A 25,323-nucleotide genomic window follows, 5' to 3' on the forward strand; every position below is an offset into this window, starting at 1 on the left:
CATCTCACAGGTTATTGGCCTGATAGATGCAGCGTTTTTTATTAAATGAGACAATCGTTAGCTGCCCCTACCAATAGTTCTCAACAGCGATATTACCCTCACCGCGGCGATTCATCACCAGACCCAATGTCTTTAACGCCTCTTTGGTATCATCCACCATATCTGGGTTACCACATAGCATGACATGCGTCGTATCGACATCCAAATCGATACCCGCACGCGCTTGCAACGTGCCTTCTAATAACAGCTTTGGCAGACGCTCTGATAACGCGCCGTCGACAGTCTCTCGGGTGACGATAGGAATGAAAATCAGCTTTGCAGGATTATCAACCAGCGAGCCAAAATCGTCTTGCAAGCGCTCGATTTGCTCAACGTACGCAAGCTCATCCGTCGAGCGTGCGCTATAGGCTAGCACGATATGCTCGTAATCTTCCCATGTCTTTAGGTCTTGTAGCATCGACAAAAACGGTGCAAGACCAGTCCCTGTCGCGAGCAGCCACAAATCCTTTGGCAATGGTTTTTGATAACGCGCTAACGTTAAGAATCCAAATGGCATGGTATTAAGCAGTAACTCATCGCCCACTTGTAGATGTTGCAGCTGTGAAGTAAAGGCACCATCAGGAATCACAATGGAGAAAAACTCTAGCACCTCATCGAATGGCGAAGACACAATCGAATACGCTCGAAAGATATCTTCATTCAATGCTTCATTAGAGACTTCATCACTTGCCTCAACCTGTTGGTAATATTTTAATTGACTCGGATTGACACCCAAGCGCACAAACTGTCCGGCAGTAAACTTAAAACTATCAGGACGGCTGACGGTAAAGCTAAATAAATTTGGCGTCCATGTGGTTTTGCTGAGCACCGTTACCGTTTGAATATTATCACTCATAACTGTTCATCACTCATATTTTATTAAATGGTATTTTTATAAGATAAGTTTGCCAAAGACAAAAATTAAGCAAAAAAAGATGCGCCAAGCTTATCATAAAGCGGGCGCATCTTGGTTTTTTAACCGTAACAACAGATAAGCAACAAATGGCTTATCTTATCGCATAAATCATTGAATCTACCAAATACGAGCCAAGCTTGCCCATTCGATCATACTATTTGGCAAAATACCAAAGAACAGGATAATGGCCGTCACCGCAATAACCATAATACCGCCGGTACGAATACCCCATTGTCCGGACACGTCAAACTCGATGAACTGCTTAGGACGCTTGAACAGTGTGAGTAACACGCGCAAGTAGTAGAATAGACCAATCGCACTACCTAGGATAATCATCGCTGCTAAGAACCAGTTGGTTCCTTGTACAGCAGCCAATATCGCAAATAGCTTGGTGATAAAGCCTGCGGTCAATGGAATACCAGCCAGCGACAGCATCATGATTGTCATCACGGCCGTCAATACTGGACGACGCCAGAATAGCCCTTGATAATGTGTCAGCTCATCAGCCTCACCAGATAGGCGATATGGACTCGACATCAATGTCACCACACCAAAGGCACCGATAGACGTAAAGGCATACACCGCCATATACATACTAGAAATGCTATCAGCAGCAGCGCCAATACTGACGATGACGATCATCACATAACCCATATGGGCAATGGATGAATAACCCAATAGACGTTTGAGGCTGGTCTGACGCACAGCTAACAAGTTACCTACCAAGATAGACAAGGTTGCCATCACCATTAATAACATTTGCACCGATGGCAATGCCAATAAAGAGGTATCGATTAAGAATCGAACCGCCAGCGCCATCATGGCAACTTTTGAGACAGACGCCAAAAAGGTCGCAATAGGGACAGGCGCGCCTTCATAAACATCTGGCGTCCACATATGAAAGGGCGCAGCCGAGAGTTTAAAGGCGATACCAAACATCATCATCGCCGCACCCAATATCAGTAGTGGCGATTCAAAAATATTGCCCAATACCATGCTGATTGGCTTAAATGCCAACGAGCCTACTTCTGCATAGATAAAGGCCATACCCATGAGTAAAGTCGCTGACGCTGTCGCCGACAATACTAGATATTTTAGTCCTGACTCAAGCGAGCGGTTACGCATATAAGTATAAGCGAGCAAACCATATAAAGGCACTGACAGCATCTCAAGACTCATAAAGAATGATGCCATATGCTGCGCGCTTACCATGAGTAATGCACCAATGGTCGACAGCAGCATGAGCAAGTATAGCTCTTCTTTATTGTCTTTTAGATCGGCCAAGTACGCATACGATAGCGTACAACACGCCAAGGCACAAACTAGAACTATCACCATATTGAACTGAGCAAAGTTATCAATCACAAATAACTGCTCAGCATTTGGCGCAATAGCACCGCTTTCAATAAAGCCCGTCATTTGCCCAAGTAACGTAACCAGAGCAATATTCAAACCGACTACGGTGATTGTACCAGTGACCATATGCGAGCGCTTGATAGTGATGGCAATCATCACCACGAGTACCGTAATCACTACGGCGATAATCGGCGCGTAAGGCACAAGCCCTATCAAATCATTCATTGTAATCTCATTCATGACTTAACGTGCCTCCATTACATCAAGCATTTGCGACGCATCTACCTGTGTCACTTGACTGTATATATATGCATTGTTGATCCACTGCATCGCGTGACTTGAGGTATCAAGGAACGGCTGTGGATATAATCCGAGCCATACCAAACCAGCCGCTAACATCAATAGTAATGACAGCTCGCGCTTGCCCAAATCTTTTAATCTACGTGCAGGCAAACCATGTGACTTAGTCTCTCGCTCTGCCAATGCAGCGATGTTGTTTTCACCAAATAACGCGCGATGAATCAAAATAAGCGAGTATAGACCTGCAAGCACCAAGCTGAATGTCGCAAATACCACAAACACAGGATACTGAGCAAATGAGCCAAATAAAATCATGAACTCGCCAATGAAGTTACCTGTACCTGGAATACCAAGCAACGCCGCACAGAAGAACATCAATATCGGTGCATAGTAACGGAACTGTCCCCACATACCACCCATCAAGGTCAAATCACGTGTATGCAGACGCTCATATAGCTGCCCTGCCATGATAAATAGTGCGGCTGAGCTCAAGCCATGAGCAAGCATCTGAATCATCAGACCTTGTAAGCTGAGCAATGTTCCAGCATAGATTGCTAATACCACAAAGCCCATATGCGAGATACTGGTATACGCTAGCAAACGCTTCATGTCGGTCTGCATAAACGCGAGCCAAGCACCGTAGAAGATACCAATCGTACCTAGAGTTATAGCTATCGGTGCAAACTCTTGTGACGCTACTGGGAATAGCGGCAACACAAAACGAATCAAACCATAGGCAGCCGTCTTAATGAGCACACCTGCCAAATCCACCGAACCTGCCGTTGGTGCTTGCGCATGCGCATCTGGCAACCAGCCATGAAAAGGTACAATAGGCAACTTCACCGCAAAACCAATGAAGAAGCACAGCATGATGGGATATTCCCAGCCGCCAAGTGACGTACCAAGCAAGTCATTATAGTTAAAGCTGACCACCCCAGTTTGGGCGTAGCTGATAATGACCAATACCAAAATACCGATGAGCATGATAAGCCCAGACGCTTGGGTATAGATAAAGAATTTGGTTGCGGCATATTCTTTGGTTTTGCCAACCACATCATGACCCCAAAGCGCGATCAAGAAATAGATAGGAACCAGCATCATCTCCCAAAAGAAGAAGAATAAGAACAGATCAATCGCTAAGAAAACCCCGATAACGCCGCCCAAACTCCATAGCAAGTTTAGGTGGAAAAAGCCAACGCGGCGCTGAATCTCATTCCACGAACAGGCAACAGCTGCCACACCAAGCAAGCTTGTTAAGACTACCATCATCAGTGACAAACCATCTAACGCCAAGTGAAAGCTAATACCAAAGCTCGGTATCCACGGCACACTAAATTCAGCGACCCAAGGCACGGCAGCATCTGGCGCGATGATCTGCTTACTCATACCGCTAAAATCACCCTGCTGCCAAAGTACTAATGACAAAGCAAAGGTCAACATCATACCGATCAAGGCAATCCAGCGCGGCAGACGTTTATTAAATCGCTCCACCAACCAGCATAGCAATCCTGCAATAAAAGGAATTGCGATTAATGCTGGCAGCATCCACGTTTGTTGTAACTCCATCATCTTTACACCACCGTTATCATTACCAGCACCAGCAATACAGCCATACCCAAGCCAAAGCTTGTGGCATAACCTCGAAGAGACCCTGTTTGCGTCGCAGACAATACTTTATTACCTGCCGAAGCCAGCTTAGGCAAGAATAGCCACGTTTTATCGATAGGGTCGGCTTTTAATAAGCGGCCGATGAACAAAAAGGGTTTTACAAAAATTATATCGTATAGCGCATCGAAACCTAGGCCGTGATAGCACCAATGATATAGCGCCCCGCCAATACGTGAGCGCTTAAAGCTCATGAGCATGCGACCTTTATTGACGACATATAATAGTGCTGCCAATATCAAACCGGCCACCATCGCACCCATCGCGATATACTCTGCGGTGTGCTTAGCATGGTCTTGACCCGCGACTTCTAATAAGTGACCCACGCTCTCTGGCAATACGCCTTGCAGTGGCGGCGTAATCCATGCACCAACAGCGGTAGACAATACAAGTAATACCGATAAAGGTAACCAGTACGACACCCCTGATAGCTTGTGCGCATGGGTTTTTTCTTCACCGAAGAATATGATCCAAATCATACGGAACGTATAGATTGCGGTTAAGAATGCGCCGAACACACCCATATAGAATAGTACTAAGTGACCTGTGGCATAAGTTTCCCAAAGAATCGCTTCTTTAGAATAAAAACCAACGGTAACCCAAGGTATCGCCGCGAGCGCACCGCCACCAATGATATAACACCAAAATACCAATGGTATCTTTTTACGCAGACCGCCCATTTTAAAGATATCTTGCTCATGATGTACCGCAAGAATAACCGCACCTGATGATAAGAATAATAATGCTTTAAAGAAAGCATGGGTCATCAAATGGAAGATTGCCCCTTGCCACGCACCCACGCCAAGCGCTAAGAACATATAGCCAATTTGACTCATGGTTGAATACGCAAGGATACGTTTGATGTCTGTTTGCGCGAGCGCACAGAATCCAGCAACGACCAGCGTCAATGCCCCGACGCCACCAACCCAATATAATAAGATGCCTGGGGTCAACTCAAACAATGGATGCAAGCGGGCAATCAGATAAACGCCAGCCGTTACCATTGTTGCCGCGTGAATCAATGCCGATACGGGTGTTGGACCTGCCATCGCATCAGCAAGCCATGTGTGTAGTGGCAACTGCGCTGATTTACCCATTGCGCCGCCGACCAACATCATCGTGGTAAGTATCATCGTTGGATTATTGATATCGAACACTTCTGGCGCGCGCGTAATAATCTCTTGAATATTAAGCGTACCGAATTCGCGGAATAATAAGAACAAACCGAAGGCTAAGAACACATCACCAACACGCGTAACCGTAAAGGCTTTCATCGCGGCGCGACCGTTGGCTCTGTCATGGTAATAATAACCAATCAATAAGTACGAACAGATACCCACGCCTTCCCAGCCAAGATATAGCAAGAACAAATCATCTGCGAGTACCAGTAACAGCATGCTGGCCACAAACAAGTTCATATAGCTAAAGAAACGGGCAAAGCCAGTGTCGCCTTTCATATACCAAGAGGCAAACAGATGAATCAAAAAGCCAATCCCAGTAATGATGCCTGTCATAGTCAATGCAAGACCATCAAAGCTCAAGCCAAAATGCGGCGCAAAGTCGCCAACTTGGAACCATGTCCATAGCGGAACTTCAATTACCGTTCCAGCTGGATTGGTGGTCAAAAAGGTATAGCTAACGACTAGCGTACATAATGCTGATAACAGCATGCTACCCACGCCGACAATCGCTGCGACCGTCTCTGATAGTTTGTCGCGCATAAAGGCTAAAATCAAAAAGCCAATGAGCGGGAATATAAAGGTTAATGGTAATAAACTCATGACATCATCCTTTCATCTCATTGGCGCTATCGACATCGAGATGCCCACGCTGATGATAAAAACGCAATAATATTGCCAGACCAATCGACGCTTCAGCCGCGGCCAAGGTCAAAATAAAGATAAACATAATCTGCCCGTCTGGATCGACCCAGCGACTACCTGCCACGACAAATGCTAGTGCTGCCGCATTCATCATGATCTCAAGACTCATGAGCATAAATAAGAAGTTACGTCGTACCATGACGCCGCACAGACCGATGGCAAATAAAATACCTGCCAAAATCAGCCCATGGCTCATGGGTATCATACCCAGTACATTTTGCGCCTCAGCAACTGGCTGTACTAAGCCTGCCACCTCGTGGGCAAACGGCACGTTTGACACCTCTTGTGCCACGCTTGCTGCTAGTACCATTAGTCTGCCTCCTTGCGCGTCACTTTGTTCGCACCTGTGTTCATGCCTATCTTCATACCAACATAGTCATGCGGGTCAACATCTTTATATTCGTAGGGCTTAGCCATTTCTACGCCATCATGCTGTGTAAGCGCACTGTCATTATCGTATTGTTTGATACTGCCTACACTTGGCTGAAAGTCTTGACTCGCATGATCGACGATCTCTTCATCAATCGACTCTTTACCCAAATGATATGCCGCCACCAAAGCCGCTAGTAGTAACAAAGCTGCAATTTCAACCAGCATGATATATTTGGTAAATAGCACCGTACCGACTGCTTTGGCAGAGATAGTCGTGCCACCCATCATAACGGCTTCATCATGACCCATACCAATCATTGCATAGAGCACAACGGCAATGATTATCGTCAATCCTGTCGGTATCGCCCAAGTACCAGCATCGAGCCAACGCTCTTCGCGCTCATCATTACTCATGCCCAAGTTCAGCATCATGATAACGAAAACAAATAGCACCATAATGGCACCAGCATAAACAACAATCTCTAGCGCACCTGCAAACGGCGCTCCTAATACAAAGAATATCCCAGCAATTGCCAGCAACGATACAATCATCGATAAGATAGCATGCACTGGATTGGCCTGAGTCACGACGCGCAGACTGGCAAATATTGCCACTGCCGCCAGTGAATAAAACCCAGCCAGTTCAGGATGGTTCAAAATATTCATCATGGTAGCAAGCTCCTTAGATCAATCGGTGCAGATTCGTTTTGTGCTGCACCTTTTGGTTTATCTGCTACCGCCATACCTGTCACACGATAATAGTTATAATCAGGGTATTTACCTGGTCCTGAAATGAGCAAATGCTCTTTTTCATAGACCAAATCTTGGCGCTTATATTCACCCAGCTCAAAATCTGGGGTCATTTGAATCGCTGTCGTTGGACAGGCTTCTTCACACAATCCACAAAAGATACAGCGTGAGAAGTTAATTCTAAAAAACTCTGGATACCAGCGTCCATCTTCACGCTCGGCTTTTTGTAATGAGATACACCCTACCGGACATGCCACCGCACACAAGTTACAAGCGACGCAGCGCTCGTCTCCATCAGGATCACGCGTGAGGACAATACGTCCACGAAAACGCGGCGGCACAGGTACCGGCTCTTCAGGATAAAGGATGGTGTCACGCGGTCTGAGCGCATGACTATTGACCATCCACATGCTGCGGACAATGGTAAATATACCAATGACGGTCTTTTTTATGGTAGTAAACATGGGATTATTATCCTTATCAGCTTTACCCTAGTTCATCAGTGATGGCTAGTAATGACTATAACGTTGGGGAAAAGATCAAAATGACCGCAGCAGTGATTAATAGATTAATCAGCGTTACTGGCAGACATACTTTCCAGCCAAAGTTCATCACCTGATCATAACGCGGACGCATGAGTGAGCCTCGAGCCAAAATAAACATGGTCATAAAGAACAGCGTTTTAATCATGAACCAAAAAGCTGGTGGAATAAATGGGATATCTAAATTGAACGGCGCAAGCCAACCGCCAAAGAACAAGCAAGTCATCAAGGCAGAAATCAAGACAACGTTGACATACTCACCAATGAAGAACATACCAAACTTCATGCCCGAATATTCGACATGATAGCCTTCAGCCAGTTCTTGCTCTGCTTCTGGTTGGTCAAATGGATGTCTGTGCGTAACCGCCACACCCGCGACCACAAAGGTTAAAAACCCAAAAAACTGCGGAATGATATACCAGCCGTCGACTTGTGACTCAACAATGGCGCGTAAGTTAAATGAACCTGTCAGTGCAACAACGCCCATCAACGACAAACCTAAAAACACTTCGTAACTGATCGTCTGTGCAGCTGAGCGCAAACCACCGAGTAGCGAGAATTTATTGGCAGATGCCCAACCACCGAACATCACGGCATATACCGCAATACCCGCCATGGCAAAGAAAAACAAAATACCAATATCCCAATCAACCACGCCAAGTGTTGGCGAGATAGGAATAATGGCAAATGAAGCCAAGGCAGTAAACATTGCGACCGCAGGTGCCAAGGTGAACATAAACTTATCAGTAAAGTTTGGTGTCCAGTCTTCTTTAAAGAAGATTTTGAGCATGTCAGCGACTAACTGCAACGAACCAAAAGGCCCTACGCGGTTTGGACCATAACGATCTTGCCATAATGCCAGCATGCGGCGCTCATAGACAATCATCATTGCGGCAACCAATACCACGACCAAAAAGATGACTAGCGATTGACCCACCAAAAACAGAATAGACCAAGTATCAAAGCTCATGCTACCCGCCAAAAAACTTGGCACATCAGGGATAATACGGGTAACTTGCATATTACACCTCCTGCGTGGTGGTCGGCGCTGCGTTCATTTGCGCTGTGTCGTTATTGTTCATCATATCGTTAGCCATGCTGCCCATCATCGTTACTGGTGCGTCTACTTTCCGTACCGACGCTGGCATTGATGGGTGAATAATACTCACCTGCCCGACTGGGTAACCGATACAGCCTTCTGCCAAATAACCAACCAGCTGTACTGGCAAGGTGATTTGTTGCTTATCAATTTCAATCGCCAAGTAATCACCAGTAGCAATATTCCAGTCTTTGGCATCATCTATACCGATACGCCATGCTGCAACTGGCAGCTGCTCTGCGACGATTGGGCTACGTGATGCCATCATTGAGCTGGCATAGATATTATGAATCGGTACCAGTTTGGCTTGGCCGTGCTGTAAGTCAGTTGTATTCGATGACATGGCTTCTGGCGCCACATATTGACGAGTGGCTAGGCGCTCTAGCTGATCGAACAAACGCACCCCTGGATCACCATTTTTTAGATGACCGCCGACTTTGTCTTGGTATTTGTTCCACGCTTGCGGTGAGTTCCAACCTGCCGCATTGGCAAAAGGAATCATCGAGCTTGGTGCTTCTTTACCGCTATAACCTTCCATTGAGAAGGTCAGACCAGTGTCCAAATCTTTCGGCTGCATTGGCTCGTGCACTGAGATTGGCGCACGCATAGCAGTACGACCTGAATAACGACGCGGTTGACGCGCGATTTTCAGACCCGTTATACGGTAATCAGCATCAGGCGCAGCACCTTTGATACCTGCAAGCTTAGGATGGGTGGCAATCAACGCATTGATAACATCATCTAGCTGCGTCCAGTCGACATCACGACCTTCAATGCTGCTATGCACAGCATGTATCCAGCGCCAGCCTTCTTTAATACTGCTCATCGGATGGTAGTATTCGTTATCGTAAACTTGGAAGAAGCGCTGCGCACGGCCTTCAGCTGATATCAATGTACCATCCGCTTCTGCAAAGCTAGCCGCTGGCAATACGATATCGACGTCCTTATGCCAATCAAGCAGCTGATGATCTAACGCAATGACCGTTTTATCAGTCAATAGCTGCGTGAGTTTATTGGCATCAATCGCATCTGTTAGCTGGTTTTCTGCAACCACAACCACATCGTAATCAGTCGCTAGCAGTTCTTCAACTGACTGACCGCCAAGCATACAAACGCCCATGCTATTGGCATCAGGAACCGTTAGATAAATACCTGCTTGTGCCTGATACTTGTTATTCACTTCTTTTAATTCAAGGTTTTCAGCAGGTGCGCGTTCGACATCATCCTGCGCTTCTGTATTCACGCCCGTTTCAGGTTTGTTTGGCTTAGCAGATAAATCTTGGTCTTCTTCAGGCTGGTCATTAGCCGCTTTTGCTTGCGCTGCCTGTACTTTGGCATTATGTGCCTCGACCTGCTGTTGCTCGGTCGCTTTAATTGCCGCGCGTTTTTGGGTCAACGCTTGGGTAATCTGTGCTGCTGCTTCTATCAATGCGGTAGAAGATAAGCTACTACCCGAGACAACTAAAGGCTTATCAGCTTGAATCAAGTCATAAGCGATTTGCTGCGCCAATGCTTGCATACCGTCAGTTTCAGTACTTGTATCAGCATCTTGTTCAGCTGCTTGTGGATCTGCTATGTCTGCTAAGTCATCAGCGAAGCTCGCAATCTCATCAGCAACCTTGAAGCCAAGCTTAGTGATGTCTTCAGGGGTCGCCACTACGCTCACTTTACTGATATCTTCTAGCTTAGTTTGCGTTACATCGATGACATAGACTGGGCTTAGCGCATCTTGAGCGATACGCTTAACTGGTTCAGCAAGCCAAGGTTGCGTTTGCAGCGCCGCTGCCATTTTCAAGCCTTCATTTTTTGCGGCTTGACGTACTGACAGCGCAACACGTGATGAAGTTTGCGTGATGTCTTCACCTAATACGAGCACTGCATCATGCGTTTCGATATCGGTCATGCTAGGGTTATAAATGCCTTCAGTGCTAAGCACTTCGATGCATTTATTGACCAGTGCTTGCTGCTGATGATTGAGGCCGGTTGAAAAGTTATCAAAGCCAACGAGATTTTTTAGCGCAAAGTTGGTCTCTAAACTGGCACGCGGTGAGCCAATCCCGATGACTTTTTTATCTTTGATACGTTTGATGGTTTCATCTAATGCATAATCAATATTGATTTTGACATGCTTATCATTGATACGTTCAAGCGCTTGGGTTGGACGATCATCACGATTGACATAACCATAACCAAAGCGACCACGGTCACATAAGAAATAGCGGTTTACTTCGCCGTTATAGCGGTTTTCGATACGGCGCAATTCACCATATCGCTCGCCCGGTGAGATATTACAACCAGCTGAGCAACCATGACAGATGCTTGGCGCATACTGCATGTCCCATTTACGGTTGTAGCGCTCAGAATGCGTTTTGTCAGTAAACACACCGGTTGGGCAAACTTCCGTTAAGTTGCCTGAAAATTCGCTTTCAAACTGACCATCTTTATCACGACCAAAATAAACGCGATTGTTTGAGCCATAAACACCCAAATCTTCGCCGCCTGCATAGTCTTTGTAAAAACGTACACAGCGATAGCAAGCGATACAGCGGTTCATCTCATGCGCGATAAACGGACCAAGCTCTTGGTTATGATGGGTACGTTTGGTAAAGCGATAACGACGACGGCTATGACCTGACATGTAAGTCATATCTTGCAAATGACAATGGCCGCCCTCTTCACAAGTTGGACAGTCATGTGGATGGTTGGTCATGAGTAGCTCAACCATCGACTTGCGGAATGCTTTGGCTTCATCGTCAGTGACCGAGATGTACATGTCATCGCCAGGGGCAACCATACATGACATAACCAGACGACCGCGACCGGCTTCCATATCTTCTTTATTTTGGAATTGCTTGACCGCGCACTGACGGCACGAGCCTACTGAGCCAAGGGCTGGATGATAACAAAAATACGGCACATCAATGCCAAGTGATAAGCAGGCTTGTAGCAAGTTATCTGCACTATCTACTTCGACAGTGGTTCCATCAATATGTATGACTGCCATGCCGCTCTCCTTATTTCACTACTGGCTGTTGGTTGGCTGCAGCATCAATAACATCGACACCAACCGCCTGCGCGATTTTTTGATCAAACTCTGGACGGAAATATTTAATCGCACTCATTAGTGGTTCCATCGCACCTGGAGCATGCGCACAGAATGTTTTACCAATCCATAAGTCACGCGTCAGGCCTTCTAGTTTTTCTACATCGCCCACTTGCCCTTCACCATTATTAATAGCGGTAAGCAGTTTAACGCCCCATGGCAGACCATCACGGCATGGTGTACACCAACCGCATGACTCACGCTGAAAGAAAATCTCAAGGTTGCGCAATAGTGGCACCATGTCTTGTGATTCATCGACGACCATAATGAGACCAGTACCCATACGGCTACCAGCATTTTGAATGGTGTCAAAATCTACTACCACATCCAAATGCTCTGCAGTCAAAAAGTCAGTCGATGCGCCGCCCGGCAGCCAAGCTTTGAGCGTTTTACCATCTTTCATACCACCGGCTAAATCTTCAATGATTTCGCGAGCTGTATAACCAAACGGTAATTCCCAAAGGCCTGGATCATTAACTAAACCTGAGCAGCCGAATAGTTTGGTGCCTGGCGTTTTACTTTTGCCTTTAATTTCAGATAACGACTGATACCACTCAACGCCGTGATTCAAAATCGCTGGCATATTACACAAAGTCTCAACGTTGTTAACAACGGTTGGACGACCCCATGCACCAGAGATTTGCGGGAAAGGGGGTTTGGTACGTGGGTTAGCACGGCGACCTTCTAAGCTGTTAATCAATGCGGTTTCTTCACCGCAGATATAACGCCCAGCGCCAGTATGCACATGCAGATTGAAGCTAAAGTCTGAGCCAAGAATATTGTCGCCCATGAGATTATTGGCCAGACATTCTTCAATAGCCGCAACCAAACGCTCAGCAGCCAATATATATTCACCGCGGATAAAGATATAGCCGTCAGTCGCGCCGATAGCGTGCGCAGTAATGAGCATGCCTTCAATCAACTGAAACGGCAGACGCTCCATCAATAGACGGTCTTTAAAGGTACCCGGCTCCATTTCATCAGCATTACAGATGAGGTAGCGTGGCAAGCCGTCTGGTGGTGACATAAATGACCATTTAAGACCGGCGTTAAAACCTGCACCACCGCGACCTCGAACATTGGCCGCTTTAATCATATTGCCGACGTCTTTAGGCGATTTAGATAGCGCTTCTTTTAGACCAGTGAAGCCTTTTAGAGACTCATAAGTGGCTAAATCAAGCACCGCATCATGATGCGCCAAACGCCACGTCAATGGCTTGGTTTCACTAGTGGCGGTCGCTTTGTCACCATAGATTGGAACACGCTGTGCATTTAGCTGGCTTGGCGCTTGGCCTTGACCGCGACGAGCAATTTGCTCTGAAATCGTTAAACTCATGCGTATAGCTCCAATAATTGCGCGACCTCAGATGGCTGGACAGGGCCGTAAGTGTCTTCATCAATCAGTACCGCTGGTCCCTTATCACAGTTGCCCAAGCAGCAAATTGGCAATAGCGTAAAACGTCCATCAGCGGTGGTCTGACCATACTCAATACCCAGCTGTGATCTGATCTCAGCTGACAGCGCTTCATAACCTGTCAAATAACAAGCCACAGAGTCACAGATGAGAATCACATGGCGACCGACAGGCTGGCGATAGATACGGTTAAAGAAAGTCGCAACCCCATCCATGTCTGACATCGGGATGTCTAGGATGTTGGCAATAGCGTTTGCTTGCGCATCATCGACCCAGCCGTTGCGCTTTTGCACAATTTTTAGCGCATCTAATGAGGCAGCACGCGCCTGTGGGTAATGGTGCATAAACTCATGAATGGCAGCGATTTCCTCAGTGGTGAGGATGCTTTCCACATCTACTTTTGGCATTTTGTCGGAAACAATTTTCATAATCTTCTGTCTTTCCTCACTCATCCTGCTCTATCACAAGCCAATATCAGTCTACTTAAAACCGTGGTTATATCGACAAGCGACAGCATTTTGGTGTGCCATCAGGCAATAATATATTGATGAACAAATACTTTTTAAGCAGCGGTTTAACCTTAAAGATCAAAATCTTAACGATCGCAGTCCGCCATCACAATATCAATCGATGCCAAATACATAATGGCATCAGAAACCAGTGAGCCATTAATGACCGATGGCATCTGCTGTATATGAGCAAACGTTGGCGTACGGATACGCGTACGATAGCTCATTGTGGCTTTGTCTGAGGTAATATAATAACTGTTCAGACCTTTGGTCGCCTCGACGATCGTCGTACATTCACCTGCTGGCATCACAGGACCCCAAGATACTGAGATAAAATGATTAATCAATGTCTCAATATCATTTAGCGTACGGTCTTTTGGCGGTGGTACGGCTAGTGGATGATCCGCTTTGTAAGGACCTTGTGGCATATTGTCCATACATTGACGAATGATACGCAATGACTGACGCATCTCTTCAACTTTGACCATACAGCGATCATAAGCGTCACCGTTGTAACCAACTGGCACTTCAAAATCGTAATTTTCATAGCCCATGTAAGGACGCGCTTTACGCATATCGAAATCCACGCCTGTCGCGCGCAGACCAGCGCCCGTCACACCCCAAGCCAATGCTTGCTTGGCATTATACTGAGCGACGTCTTGGGTACGGCCTTTGAGCACGCTGTTTTGTAATGCTGCTTTGACATATTCGTCCAGGCGCTTAGGCATCCAATCTAAGAACTCACGCACCAAACGCTGCCAGCCACGTGGCAGATCAGCCGCCGTACCGCCAATACGGAACCAAGCCGGATGCATACGGTAGCCTGTCACGGCTTCGATGACGTCATAGGCTTTTTGGCGATCGGTAAACATATAAAATACAGGGGTCATACCACCTGCATCCTGAATGAATGTACCGACATACAATAGGTTGTTGGTAATACGGAAAAACTCGCTCATCATCACACGGATAGTCTCAGCGCGAGGTGGGACGGTAATGCCTGCGAGCTTTTCGACTGACATGATATAAGGCAGCTCATTCATCACACCGCCTAAATAATCGATACGGTCGGTATAAGGAATAAATGAGTGCCACGTCTGGCGCTCAGCCATTTTTTCTGCGCCGCGATGGTGATAGCCAATATCTGGAATACAGTCGACGACTTCCTCGCCATCCAACTGTAGTACCAAGCGAAACGCACCGTGAGCGGAGGGATGGTTAGGACCGATGTTCAAGAACATAAAGTCTTCGTCACGACCTGAGCGCTTCATGCCCCACTCTTCTGGGACAAAACGTAGGTTTTCTTGCTCGTATTGCTGCTTGGCGGTATTCAAGAAATACGGGGTAAATTCAGTCGCACGCGCATGATATTCTTTACGCAGCGGATGACCTTCCCAGTATTTTGGCAATAAAATACGGGTCAAATGCGGATGACCTGTAAAGACAATACCGAACATGTCCCACACTTCGCGCTCATACCAGTTGGCATTTGGCCAAATATTGGTCGCGCTTGGCACATTGAGATCGTCTTCGCTCAGTGCGACCTTGACACGTATATCACTATTGCGCTCAAGCGACATCAGGTGATAAAACACCGTAAAGTCACTGTCAGGCAAACCCGCACGATGCTGACGCAGACGCTCATCTATCGCTGACAAGTCAAATAGCATGACGTAGGGCTTGGGCAGTTTGCGCAAAAATAAGAGAATGTCTAATAAATCAGCACGCGCCACCCAAACTGTTGGAATCTCATCCACAGTGTGCTGTACGACAAATTTACCAGCGTACTTTTGCTCCAGCTCTGTGATGACGGCTGGGACAGGCTTAATATTAGGATCTGTGTTTTCGACTACCGTGACCATGAATGATGTATTCCTTCATTAATCATAACTGAGCGATGTCAATCACAGTGAAGCTATGTCAGTCATAACCAAACCATGATGAGCGCATAAAATATTGAGGTTGCTAAATCTACATGCTATCTAAATTTAGATACTGTCTAAACTTAGATGCTGTCTAAACTTAGATGCTGTCTGGGCTGCGCAGGTTTTTGACAGCGATACGATCTGCTTGCTTACGGTCACGCTCAGGCGTCATTTGCGGCTGATAGATACCCTGCTCATTGACATGGATACCTAATGGACGACGCTCTTTGGTGATAGATTCTTGTAGCAACATCAAGCCTTGAATCAATGCTTCTGGACGCGGCGGACAGCCTGGCACATACACATCGACAGGGATCACTTTATCCACCCCTTGTACGACCGAGTAGATATCATACATGCCGCCCGAGTTGGCACAAGCACCCATAGAGATGACCCATTTTGGCTCAAGCATTTGCTCATAAAGACGCTGAATAACAGGGGCCATTTTGACAAAACATGTACCAGCAACGATCATAACGTCTGCCTGACGGGGTGAGGCGCGGATAACTTCGCCCCCAAAGCGTGACAAATCATGAACGGCGGTTAAGGTAGTGGCATATTCAACATAACAGCAAGACGTACCAAAGTTAAATGGCCAGAGCGAGTGCTTGCGCCCCCAGTTTGCTGTCGAATGAACGAGGTCTTCGAGACGACCCATAAAGACGTTTTTATTGACTTCATCTTCGATAGGATCATTGACCGTTTGGCGGGTCTGTGCAGGGTAGGTATCTGCATCAGGGTTGGCTTTTGTTAATGTGTATTTCATAACATACAACCTTTATATTAGGCTTGGCGTCATACTCATCTTGTATACGCTGTCGCCAAAAATTTCGTTATTAATAAGGGGCCAATCACAAGCACTCGTTGCAACAAAATGCGATCAGCGAAAGCCAGCAGCACTCACTAGTGCGCAGGCTTGTCGTTTTGTGCAGACGTCGCAAAGTCCACAGACGTCACATTACCTGTGGTATTAATATGATCGATGTTTTGTAGATGACGGCGATTGGCTTCGATATTGTTTGAGACATTGATTTGACCGGATGATTGTGCGGGTACTTTACCAGTAGGATCGACCATCAGCTCATGAGCACCATCAAACTTGGTGATATCTGCTAAGTTAAAGCCAGCAGGCGCGGCATATAAGCGTGCCTTTTTACGCAGCTTGTCAGCAGGTGCCCAGTTCATCGCACCCAAGCTCAGCTCATAAATCAAACCGATAATCAGAATAGTGATAAAGGTAGCAGCAGCGGCAAAACCAAGCCAGCCGGCCTCTCGTACTGACACAGAATACGCGTAGAGATACAGCGCCTCTAAATCGAAAATCACAAAGAAAATCGCGACCAAATAGAATTTAGCAGACAAACGAATACGGGCGTTGCCAGATCCGACAACACCCGCTTCAAATATCTCTTCTTTTTGTAAGCCTTGAGAGCGACCGCCAAGTAAACGCGGTACCACCAGCATAAAGACAACTAGCCCAATGGCGGCTAAGATAAAAGCAACTGCTGACCAATTAAAAGCAGACATGATAATACGTGCTCCTCACCCAATCGAGTGTTAGACACAGCGCAGGCACTGACCCATTAAGGCCGCCTCACGACAGGTATAACGCAGACGAAAACACAAAGCAGTTGTCATTCACTGACACTGTGTTTAAGTAACTGTCATTGAGTCACATGTTAGGTATTTTGCTGGTAATAACCAATTATCAAGCTTATTAACGACGATGTCAGACCTGACCAACGGTAGAGATTCCGGTATGCACGCGGATAAAGGCTGGTCGCCCAACGCATCTTCTAACAACGTAAGATCAACGTATTAAATCAATATCATATCTGACTGCGTACTTAATTGATTTAATAGCTCATTACACGTGGTTAATAATGACGTGACAACTGGCATAAATTATTTATGTACTATACGCATATCAGTGCCTAAAAGCTAGTTTTTAACTGTATTCGACGGTCATTTTCTATGAAACAAAATGTGTTTTTTTTACCAAAAATTATGATATAGACGTTACCTTATATTAACCCCAAATCCATGCTTTGTTCGATGCGCAAACGCTGTCACGCTATTTACCAAAAATCAAGTGCGCTCATACCCTATTTTCATCACCCAACTCCTCCCCCAAAGTGACCGTTTTTGCTTTATAATGACCCACCTAATTTTACGATATGTCATCATCAAACCTTAAATTCTATTATCCTTATAACAAACATTATTAAGATATCAATTGTGCTATATCAGCGCTACCCTCTTTTTGCTTTTGTCTTACAGGTCACGTTATGAGTCAACTCAATCCCAAACAACAAGAAGCCATGCTCTACGTATCCGGCCCACTACTTGTGCTCGCAGGTGCTGGCTCCGGTAAGACCTCGGTGATCACGCGTAAAATTGCGTATCTGATTCAAGAGTGCGACATGCCAGCCGAGCGCATCACAGCGGTGACCTTTACTAATAAGGCGGCACGTGAAATGAAAGCCCGTGTCAGCAAACTGCTCCCAAGCGAAAAAACGCGCGGCTTGACTGTATCGACCTTTCACCAATTTGGTCTGCAGTTTTTGCGCTATGAGCTGATGCATACGCCGCTAAAAGGCAACTTCTCTATCATGGACAGCGATGATAGTAAGCGCCTCTTGATGGAGCTGATGATGCGCGACAACTTAAGTGGCGCTGAAAGTCGTGAGCTGGTTGGTAAAGCCATCAAAATGATCTCTGATTGGAAAAACGATTTGATCGAGCCTGACAAGGCGATGGAGACGTTAGACGATCCAGAAGACATGATTTTTGCGACATTGTATGCGCTTTATGAGCGTAACTTGCGTGCGTATAATGCCGTCGATTTTGATGACTTGATTGTACTGCCGACCAAAATCTTGCGTGAAAATAGAGAGCTGCGAGACAAATGGCAAAACCGTATTCGTTATCTATTGGTCGATGAGTATCAAGATACCAATACCGCCCAGTATGAAATGATTAAGCATTTGGTTGGTCCGCAAGGTCGTTTTACCGTAGTGGGTGATGATGACCAATCTATCTATGCGTGGCGCGGGGCGAAGCCTGAAAATATGGCACTGCTAAAAGAAGATTTCCCAAAACTAAAAATCGTCATGCTTGAGCAAAATTACCGCTCAACCACCCGTATTTTGACCTCAGCCAATGCCGTTATTCTGAACAACGAGCATTTATTTGAAAAAAAACTGTGGTCAGATAAAGGTCAAGGCGAAAAAATTCGGATTATCAACTGCCGTAATGATGACGATGAATCTGAGCGCGTCGCCAAAGAAATCGTCACGCACAAATTGCGTTTTGGTAATGAGTGGGAGCAGTATGCAGTACTTTACCGCAGTAACTTTCAGGCACGAATGCTTGAGGCACAATTGCGCCAGCTACAAGTACCCTATAAGTTATCGGGCGGTCAGTCGTTCTTTGCGCGTAGTGAAATCAAAGACATCATGGGCTATCTACGCCTGATTTTGAACCCTGAAGATGACAGCGCGTTTTTGCGTATTATCAATACACCCAAGCGCGGTATGGGACCTGCTACGCTAGAAAAGCTTGGCTTATTTGCTCAAGAGCATAGTATCTCGCTACTGGCTTCTTGTACTCATGCCGGCTTGGCTCATGTGTTGCCGTCAAAAGCGTATGGCACGATCAAAGAGTTTGGCGAGTTCATCGAGCACTATACACGTGAGCTCGATCAACACCCTGATCCTGTGCCAATCGTACGCCAAATGATTGATGAGACGGGTTATATTGATTTTGTCCGTAGCGATGCCAAAACCCCGCAGCAAGAAAAAAACCGTATTGATAATATCGATATGCTCTATACCAGTATCCAATCTCTCATTAATCGCGCAGAAGAAGACGAAGACCGCACGATTGATACCATCATTCGTAAGCTGGTCTTGCTCGATATGCTCGAGCAGCAGCAAGAAGAAGAAAACACCAACAAAGTCAATCTAATGACCTTGCATGCTGCAAAAGGTTTGGAGTTTGATTTTGTTTATATCATGGGGCTTGAAGAAGAGATGCTACCGCATCGCAACTCTATTATGAGTGAGACGATCGAAGAAGAGCGTCGTCTGATGTACGTAGGCATCACCCGCGCGCGTCGTGAGCTGACTTTGACGCTTGCGGCCCAGCGCCGTGCCGGTGGTCAGATGCGCGTGACCTTAGAGTCCAGATTTTTGGACGAGCTACCTGAAGATCATGTTGACTGGCCCGCCAAGGCCAAAAAGAAAAAAGCCATCAAAGACCCAGAAGCGGTCGCTGATGAGTATTTAGCCAATATTCGCGCTTTATTGGGTAAGCGCTAACATCAATATTGACAGTGCTGATGCTAAAAAGAACTGACTCGGCAAACGCTAACCCGACGTTTTGCCATTTGCTATTATTAACACTTTATAAAAGATATTGGAATACTTATGCCTACCTCGATGCCCGATCAGGAACGACCATCAGTGCTACCAGGAGATTATAATCCGGCTGAATATAGTGCCGAATATAAACTGCTGTATTTGCAGGATTTGGTTGCTGATAAAGCATATGAGGCGATTACAGAGTTTTTAGAAAAGCAATCTGAGTATGAAATTGCAAGCCTACTAGAGTCCTTCCCGGCTCAAAACCGCCTACTCATCTGGGAGCAAGTACCAGAGAGCATTAAAGGTGAGGTACTTGCTGAGCTCGAGTACGATACCCGCCAGCCATTATTAGAGAATATTTCTTCTCAAGAAATCTCGCTGTTTACCCAAGATCTTGACGCCCAAGACATCTCTGAGATTTTGGACACCGTGACTGAGAGTGTGCGTACCTCAGTCATGGCAACGCTGGATGAAGAAACACGCGTCCAAGTCAATAAACTTGATACGTATGATGACTGGGAAGTTGGGAGCTATATGGATCCTGATATTATCCAAATACGGGATGATATCTGTCTGGCGGATGTACAGGATTGGCTACGCGAAAACGAGGATCTACTCGATGACGAAAGCCAAGAGCTACTCGTGGTCGATCAAAGCCAGCAATTACTTGGGCTATTGAGTCTGGTAGATCTGATTAAACATGACCAAAATACGCTGGTCTCAGAACTGATTGATACGGCTATCACCATTAATGATCGCCTAGATATCCAAGATGCCGCGGCAATTTTTCGTTCAGAAGATATCCGCTTTGCGCCCGTGACGAACAGCTATGGCGAGCTGGTTGGACAGCTAAATGGCGAGGACATCATGGAGATTATCCAAGATGATGTCGATAGCACCATGAAAAACCTTGCTGGTGTTAGTCAAGACGAAGAGCTGTTTGCGCCTATTCTAACCAGTGCTAAAAGCCGTAGTGTTTGGCTGGGTATCAATCTATGTACCGCGCTCTTGGCAGCCGCGGTGATTGGACAATTCGAGGAAGTCTTGGCACAAGTGGTGGCGCTGGCGATATTGATGCCTGTGGTCGCTAGTATGGGCGGTATTGCAGGCTCGCAAACCTTGACAGTCGTTATCCGCGGTATGGCAATGGGTCAAATCGGTGGTTCTAACCGAGTCTGGCTCCTTAATAAAGAGCTGTGGGTTGGCGCGATAAACGGTATCATTTGGGCGATAATCATGGCATTTATTGCCCAATTATGGTTTCATGACATCGAAATTAGTGCTGTCATTGGCTTTGCCATTGCGATCAACATGACGGCGGCGAATGTCTCGGGAATTAGTATACCGCTGTTACTTAAGCGCATGAACATTGACCCAGCCTTGTCTGCCTCGGTGATTTTGACCACCGTGACGGATATTGTTGGTTTTATGTCGTTCCTAGGCTTGGCGAGTGTGTTAATACTCTAGTGAATTGCTAAATGATAAAGTATCCAATAAAAATATAGCATTGCTATTTATATATCATTGTTGTTTATACAATATTGTTAAATAGTCTTAATTTATAAAACTTCTAAATCGTTAAGTGAGTGCGTTATGCAAGCTGTACAAGTAAAAGTGGTCAACCCTAAAATTACTGAAGATGACGCGTTTTCTCTACCGACTCGCGCTACCGATGGCAGTGCTGGTATCGATCTGCGCGCTTGTATTGATGAGCCTTTAACGATCAAAGCAGGCGAAACCCATTTGATCGGTACGGGCCTTGCTGTTTATATTCAAGACCCTAACTATGCAGGCATGATTCTACCGCGCTCAGGCCTTGGCCATAAGCACGGCATCGTCTTGGGTAACTTGGTTGGGCTGATTGATGCCGACTATCAAGGTGAGCTGATGGTCAGTATTTGGAATCGCAGTAACGAAGACTTTACTCTGAGCCCTGCAGAGCGCATGGCACAGTATATCGTGGTGCCTGTTGCCCGTCCTGAGTTTGAAGTGGTTGCAGAGTTCAGTGATGAAAGCGTACGCGGTGCTGGCGGATTCGGGCATTCAGGCCGTCAGTAATTATTCGCTCAATTAATGATCGTTGAGGTGGCGATTTCAGGTTAGCAGTGCCAGTTTAGTGGCTAAAATAATTATTGGGATGGCGACTAAGAGTAATTGTTTACATTAATAGAATGTTACGCTACCCGTTTTGTATTCATAATTACCTATTTACCACGTTCATAAGGAGAATAAGCCATGCCATCTTTTGCGGCGCAGCAATCCTTATTTCGTGCTTATGACATCCGTGGTACAAACACGCATTTCACCGATGAGTTTGTACAAGCGCTGGGCCATCGTTTTGCTCAGCTCTATGGCTCTCAACGCAGCCTATTCACAAAAAATAGTAATGCCCATGCTGCTACTGATGTTACTTGCCCTCCCAATAACACCGTTAACTTCCAACAGAATATAGCAGCCGAAATTATCGTCGTTATTGGCTATGACATGCGTCATGGCAGCGAATCGATTGCACGTACACTCTCTACTGTATTAGCCCAACAGGGTTTGTGCGTTATCCAGCTCGGTCTTGTTACCACACCCATGATGGCGTTTTGGGCAAAGCAGTATCAAGGTCATGGCATTATTGTAACCGCCAGCCACTCTGCCAAAGACATATTGGGTATCAAGTGGTTGGTCAATCATAAATCTCCTAGTAGCTTAGAGATACAAGCCCTTTATCAACAATTAATCTCTCATACTCATTACTTATCTAAAAATCAGGTCGAGCAAGCAACTTTAGACTCAGAACCAGACTCACACTATATAAATATTAGCAGCAATACTGAATTGTCTAGAGCTTTGCTTAAAGAGCTGCCTGCCAAGCAAGTAGCAGATGTCTATGTCGCGGCTATTGAGCAAGTCTTTTGCCAGTTGACTCAGGATAATCAGACAGCACCTACAAACAACCGAAAAACAGCGTCTAAGCTTGATTTGGTTGTGGTTATTGATTGTATGCACGGTGCCACTGGCAACATCACTCAGCGCTTATTTGACCGTTTTTGCCAGCATGTCATTGTGCTCAATGACACGCCAGATGGCAGCTTTCCTCTTGGTAATCCTGATCCAGCCGAGCCCAACCGTCTAACAGCGCTGCAGCAAGCTGTTGCTTCTCATTGTGCCGATATTGGTTTAGCATTTGATGGTGATGGTGATCGTTTGATGATCGTTGATAATAACGGTAAAGTGGTCATGCCTGATCACCTACTCTACTTGTTAGCACGCATTGCCATAACAGAACGTCCGGATTCTTTGACCAGCTCCTTAGCGTCTGAGGTGCTATTTGATATTAAATGCGCGCATCATCTGCCAAAGCTACTGGCGGATCTTGGCGCGATGCCAGTGATTAGCAAAACCGGTAGCAGCTTTATGCGCCAACAGGTACAGCATCCTGATAGTCAAATTGTCTTTGCAGGTGAGCTATCAGGGCATTTTATTTTTAATGATGGCCGCTTTATCCCTTATGATGATGCCATATATGCTGCATTGCGCTTACTGCATTGGTTTGTCAAGTCTCGTAATATCTTAGATGATAAAAATGCACTATCAGATATTCTCCAACGCTTGCCCACCATGGTCAATACAGCAGATCATTATTTGCCGATGCCGCAGACTGCTAGGACAGATTGCTCAATCATGGAGCAATTAACGAGGGTTTGTACCTACTTGCAAAACCTAGCAAGCGTGACGACTCATGCTGATTCGTTTGATATTTCTGATTACCGACTAGACGCCGCTAATCTACCAACTGCTTTATGTGCGTCACCAGTCTGTACTTGCTCCACTATCAGATCCCATATAGCTGTCGAACAAGCCAAGTCTTTATTGCCAGCAGGTACTAGACTTAGCTGCATTGATGGTGTCCGCTTGGATTTTGCGCACGGATTTGGCGTGTTGCGTCAATCAAATACCAGTAATAGCCTGACTGCGCGCTTCGCTGGTGACAGCATGGATGATCTAAAAGACATTCAAGCGACCTTTGCCGCGTTGTGTCGCCCATTTGATGCAGAGCTGGCAACACAGATTATCGCCATGCCTGCTGAATAACGGCATTAAACCTGTATCGATTAAATATGCTAAAAAGAACAACCCATTTAAAACCCGCCCTTTAGGAGTTAGGAATGACACTTAATTTAGATGACGCCAAAAACACCGCTGAAGTATTAACCACTGCCCTGCCCTATATTCAGCGCTTTGTTGATAAACTCATCGTGGTGAAATATGGCGGCAATGCCATGACCGATCCTGAACTCGAAAGCTCATTTGCTCGTGATATCGTCTTGCTGAAAACGGTCGGTATACATCCAGTCGTTGTACATGGTGGTGGCCCACAAGTTGATAACTTGTTAAAAGAGCTGGGGCGTCAGTCTGATCGTATCGATGGGATGCGTGTAACTGACAAAAGCACGATGGATATCGTAGAGATGGTGCTTGGCGGCAGTGTCAACAAATCAATTGTTAGCTTGATTAACAAGCACGGCGGTCGCGCAATTGGCCTCACGGGCAAAGACGCCAACTTGATTCAAGCCAAAAAACTGATGATGGAAAAAATCGGTACCGATGGTGTCGCGGTTCCCGTAGATTTAGGATTTGTGGGCGACGTAGTCAGTGTCAATAAAGACGTCATCAATATGCTCATTGCCTCTGATTTTATTCCCGTTATCGCACCACTTGGTGTCGATAAAGAAGGCAATACTTATAATATCAATGCAGACCTAGTCGCTGGTAAAGTGGCTGAGTTTTTACAAGCAGAGAAACTGATGCTATTGACCAATATCAAAGGCGTATTGGGCCGTGACGGCGAGGTAGTGACTGGGCTGACACCCAAGAAAGTCGATGCTTTAATCGAAGATGGGACGATCTCAGGCGGTATGATTCCCAAAATACAGTGTGCGCTTGATGCGGTACGTAGCGGTGTTAAAAGTGCCGTTATCGTTGATGGCCGTGTGCCTCATGCCACGTTACTGGAAATTTTTACCAACGAAGGGGTTGGTACACTGATTAGCCGTGAGATAGACGCCGCTTTGAGCCAATCATAGAAATGAGT

19 protein-coding genes are annotated in these 25,323 nt (G+C 46.1%); 5 read left to right on the forward strand and 14 right to left on the reverse strand.

The window, feature by feature from the left end; all coding sequences use genetic code 11:
- Positions 1–67: 67 nt before the first annotated feature.
- The 14 genes from B3V51_RS08650 to ndhC all read right to left on the reverse strand — a co-directional run bounded on the left by B3V51_RS08650 (position 68) and on the right by ndhC (position 17,400).
- A complete protein-coding gene (locus B3V51_RS08650; protein WP_212563789.1) occupies positions 68–895 on the reverse strand; it encodes a ferredoxin--NADP reductase in 828 nt (275 codons plus the stop codon).
- Between the two features lie 177 nt (positions 896–1,072).
- The gene (gene nuoN, locus B3V51_RS08655; RefSeq protein WP_071003293.1) at positions 1,073–2,551 is read right to left on the reverse strand and encodes an NADH-quinone oxidoreductase subunit NuoN; all 1,479 of its coding nucleotides are present in this window, start codon (positions 2,549–2,551) and stop codon (positions 1,073–1,075) included.
- 3 nt (positions 2,552–2,554) lie between these two features.
- Positions 2,555–4,177 carry an NADH-quinone oxidoreductase subunit M gene (nuoM, locus tag B3V51_RS08660; protein WP_286708282.1) on the reverse strand — a complete coding sequence of 541 codons (1,623 nt, stop codon included), beginning with the start codon at positions 4,175–4,177 and terminating at the stop codon, positions 2,555–2,557.
- A 5-nt stretch (positions 4,178–4,182) separates the two neighbouring features.
- Positions 4,183–6,057 carry an NADH-quinone oxidoreductase subunit L gene (gene nuoL, locus B3V51_RS08665; RefSeq protein ID WP_286708269.1) on the reverse strand — a complete coding sequence of 625 codons (1,875 nt, stop codon included), beginning with the start codon at positions 6,055–6,057 and terminating at the stop codon, positions 4,183–4,185.
- A gap of 4 nt (positions 6,058–6,061) precedes the next feature.
- Positions 6,062–6,370, reverse strand: coding sequence for an NADH-quinone oxidoreductase subunit NuoK (nuoK, locus tag B3V51_RS08670; RefSeq protein ID WP_025653102.1), 309 nt, complete (start codon positions 6,368–6,370; stop codon positions 6,062–6,064).
- Positions 6,371–6,468: 98 nt separating this feature from the next.
- Positions 6,469–7,200, reverse strand: a complete 732-nt coding sequence (gene nuoJ / locus B3V51_RS08675; RefSeq protein WP_212563791.1) for an NADH-quinone oxidoreductase subunit J — start codon at positions 7,198–7,200, stop codon at positions 6,469–6,471.
- Positions 7,197–7,745, reverse strand: coding sequence for an NADH-quinone oxidoreductase subunit NuoI (nuoI, locus tag B3V51_RS08680; protein ID WP_010198902.1), 549 nt, complete (start codon positions 7,743–7,745; stop codon positions 7,197–7,199). The genes nuoJ and nuoI overlap by 4 nt, the downstream gene beginning before the upstream one ends.
- Positions 7,746–7,800: 55 nt before the next feature.
- Complete coding sequence (gene nuoH / locus B3V51_RS08685) at positions 7,801–8,793, reverse strand: NADH-quinone oxidoreductase subunit NuoH (protein ID WP_200960330.1); 993 nt, start codon at positions 8,791–8,793, stop codon at positions 7,801–7,803.
- Between the two features lie 52 nt (positions 8,794–8,845).
- Positions 8,846–11,926 carry an NADH-quinone oxidoreductase subunit NuoG gene (gene nuoG / locus B3V51_RS08690; protein WP_286708270.1) on the reverse strand — a complete coding sequence of 1,027 codons (3,081 nt, stop codon included), beginning with the start codon at positions 11,924–11,926 and terminating at the stop codon, positions 8,846–8,848.
- A gap of 10 nt (positions 11,927–11,936) precedes the next feature.
- A complete protein-coding gene (gene nuoF / locus B3V51_RS08695) occupies positions 11,937–13,361 on the reverse strand; it encodes an NADH-quinone oxidoreductase subunit NuoF (protein ID WP_286708271.1) in 1,425 nt (474 codons plus the stop codon).
- A complete protein-coding gene (gene nuoE, locus B3V51_RS08700; protein WP_058024550.1) occupies positions 13,358–13,867 on the reverse strand; it encodes an NADH-quinone oxidoreductase subunit NuoE in 510 nt (169 codons plus the stop codon). The genes nuoF and nuoE overlap by 4 nt, the downstream gene beginning before the upstream one ends.
- Before the next feature lie 167 nt (positions 13,868–14,034).
- Complete coding sequence (gene nuoC / locus B3V51_RS08705) at positions 14,035–15,810, reverse strand: NADH-quinone oxidoreductase subunit C/D (protein WP_286708272.1); 1,776 nt, start codon at positions 15,808–15,810, stop codon at positions 14,035–14,037.
- A gap of 160 nt (positions 15,811–15,970) precedes the next feature.
- Positions 15,971–16,639, reverse strand: coding sequence for a NuoB/complex I 20 kDa subunit family protein (locus B3V51_RS08710; RefSeq protein ID WP_284719128.1), 669 nt, complete (start codon positions 16,637–16,639; stop codon positions 15,971–15,973).
- Positions 16,640–16,776: 137 nt separating this feature from the next.
- Complete coding sequence (gene ndhC, locus B3V51_RS08715; RefSeq protein ID WP_284719127.1) at positions 16,777–17,400, reverse strand: NADH-quinone oxidoreductase subunit A; 624 nt, start codon at positions 17,398–17,400, stop codon at positions 16,777–16,779.
- 761 nt (positions 17,401–18,161) lie between these two features.
- On the opposite strand from ndhC, the gene B3V51_RS08720 reads away from it, so the two are divergent.
- The 5 genes from B3V51_RS08720 to argB all read left to right on the forward strand — a co-directional run bounded on the left by B3V51_RS08720 (position 18,162) and on the right by argB (position 25,315).
- Entirely contained in the window at positions 18,162–20,195 is a 2,034-nt protein-coding gene (locus B3V51_RS08720; RefSeq protein WP_286708273.1) for a UvrD-helicase domain-containing protein, read from the forward strand.
- Between the two features lie 120 nt (positions 20,196–20,315).
- Positions 20,316–21,707, forward strand: coding sequence for a magnesium transporter (mgtE, locus tag B3V51_RS08725; protein ID WP_212564543.1), 1,392 nt, complete (start codon positions 20,316–20,318; stop codon positions 21,705–21,707).
- Between the two features lie 126 nt (positions 21,708–21,833).
- Complete coding sequence (gene dut, locus B3V51_RS08730; protein ID WP_286708274.1) at positions 21,834–22,298, forward strand: dUTP diphosphatase; 465 nt, start codon at positions 21,834–21,836, stop codon at positions 22,296–22,298.
- A gap of 177 nt (positions 22,299–22,475) precedes the next feature.
- Positions 22,476–24,323, forward strand: a complete 1,848-nt coding sequence (locus B3V51_RS08735; RefSeq protein ID WP_286708275.1) for a phosphomannomutase — start codon at positions 22,476–22,478, stop codon at positions 24,321–24,323.
- A 74-nt stretch (positions 24,324–24,397) separates the two neighbouring features.
- On the forward strand, positions 24,398–25,315 hold the full coding sequence (gene argB, locus B3V51_RS08740; protein ID WP_075106372.1) for an acetylglutamate kinase: 918 nt from the start codon (positions 24,398–24,400) through the stop codon (positions 25,313–25,315).
- The last annotated feature ends 8 nt before the right edge of the window (positions 25,316–25,323 follow it).

The sequence above is a fragment of the Psychrobacter sp. UBA2514 genome (assembly GCF_002341255.1).
GTDB classification, from domain to species: domain Bacteria; phylum Pseudomonadota; class Gammaproteobacteria; order Pseudomonadales; family Moraxellaceae; genus Psychrobacter; species Psychrobacter pacificensis.

Excerpts from the sequence above, each read along its gene's own strand:
- nuoJ (WP_212563791.1), bottom strand. The coding sequence starts at position 7,200 with ATGATGAATATTTTGAACCATCCTGAACTGGCTGGGTTTTATTCACTG.
- nuoC (WP_286708272.1), bottom strand. The coding sequence starts at position 15,810 with ATGGTCACGGTAGTCGAAAACACAGATCCTAATATTAAGCCTGTCCCA.
- nuoF (WP_286708271.1), bottom strand. The coding sequence starts at position 13,361 with ATGAGTTTAACGATTTCAGAGCAAATTGCTCGTCGCGGTCAAGGCCAA.
- mgtE (WP_212564543.1), top strand. The coding sequence starts at position 20,316 with ATGCCCGATCAGGAACGACCATCAGTGCTACCAGGAGATTATAATCCG.
- ndhC (WP_284719127.1), bottom strand. The coding sequence starts at position 17,400 with ATGTCTGCTTTTAATTGGTCAGCAGTTGCTTTTATCTTAGCCGCCATT.
- nuoI (WP_010198902.1), bottom strand. The coding sequence starts at position 7,745 with ATGTTTACTACCATAAAAAAGACCGTCATTGGTATATTTACCATTGTC.
- nuoE (WP_058024550.1), bottom strand. The coding sequence starts at position 13,867 with ATGAAAATTGTTTCCGACAAAATGCCAAAAGTAGATGTGGAAAGCATC.
- dut (WP_286708274.1), top strand. The coding sequence starts at position 21,834 with ATGCAAGCTGTACAAGTAAAAGTGGTCAACCCTAAAATTACTGAAGAT.
- B3V51_RS08650 (WP_212563789.1), bottom strand. The coding sequence starts at position 895 with ATGAGTGATAATATTCAAACGGTAACGGTGCTCAGCAAAACCACATGG.
- nuoM (WP_286708282.1), bottom strand. The coding sequence starts at position 4,177 with ATGGAGTTACAACAAACGTGGATGCTGCCAGCATTAATCGCAATTCCT.
- nuoH (WP_200960330.1), bottom strand. The coding sequence starts at position 8,793 with ATGAGCTTTGATACTTGGTCTATTCTGTTTTTGGTGGGTCAATCGCTA.
- nuoL (WP_286708269.1), bottom strand. The coding sequence starts at position 6,057 with ATGAGTTTATTACCATTAACCTTTATATTCCCGCTCATTGGCTTTTTG.
- nuoG (WP_286708270.1), bottom strand. The coding sequence starts at position 11,926 with ATGGCAGTCATACATATTGATGGAACCACTGTCGAAGTAGATAGTGCA.
- argB (WP_075106372.1), top strand. The coding sequence starts at position 24,398 with ATGACACTTAATTTAGATGACGCCAAAAACACCGCTGAAGTATTAACC.
- B3V51_RS08710 (WP_284719128.1), bottom strand. The coding sequence starts at position 16,639 with ATGAAATACACATTAACAAAAGCCAACCCTGATGCAGATACCTACCCT.
- B3V51_RS08735 (WP_286708275.1), top strand. The coding sequence starts at position 22,476 with ATGCCATCTTTTGCGGCGCAGCAATCCTTATTTCGTGCTTATGACATC.
- nuoN (WP_071003293.1), bottom strand. The coding sequence starts at position 2,551 with ATGAATGAGATTACAATGAATGATTTGATAGGGCTTGTGCCTTACGCG.
- B3V51_RS08720 (WP_286708273.1), top strand. The coding sequence starts at position 18,162 with ATGAGTCAACTCAATCCCAAACAACAAGAAGCCATGCTCTACGTATCC.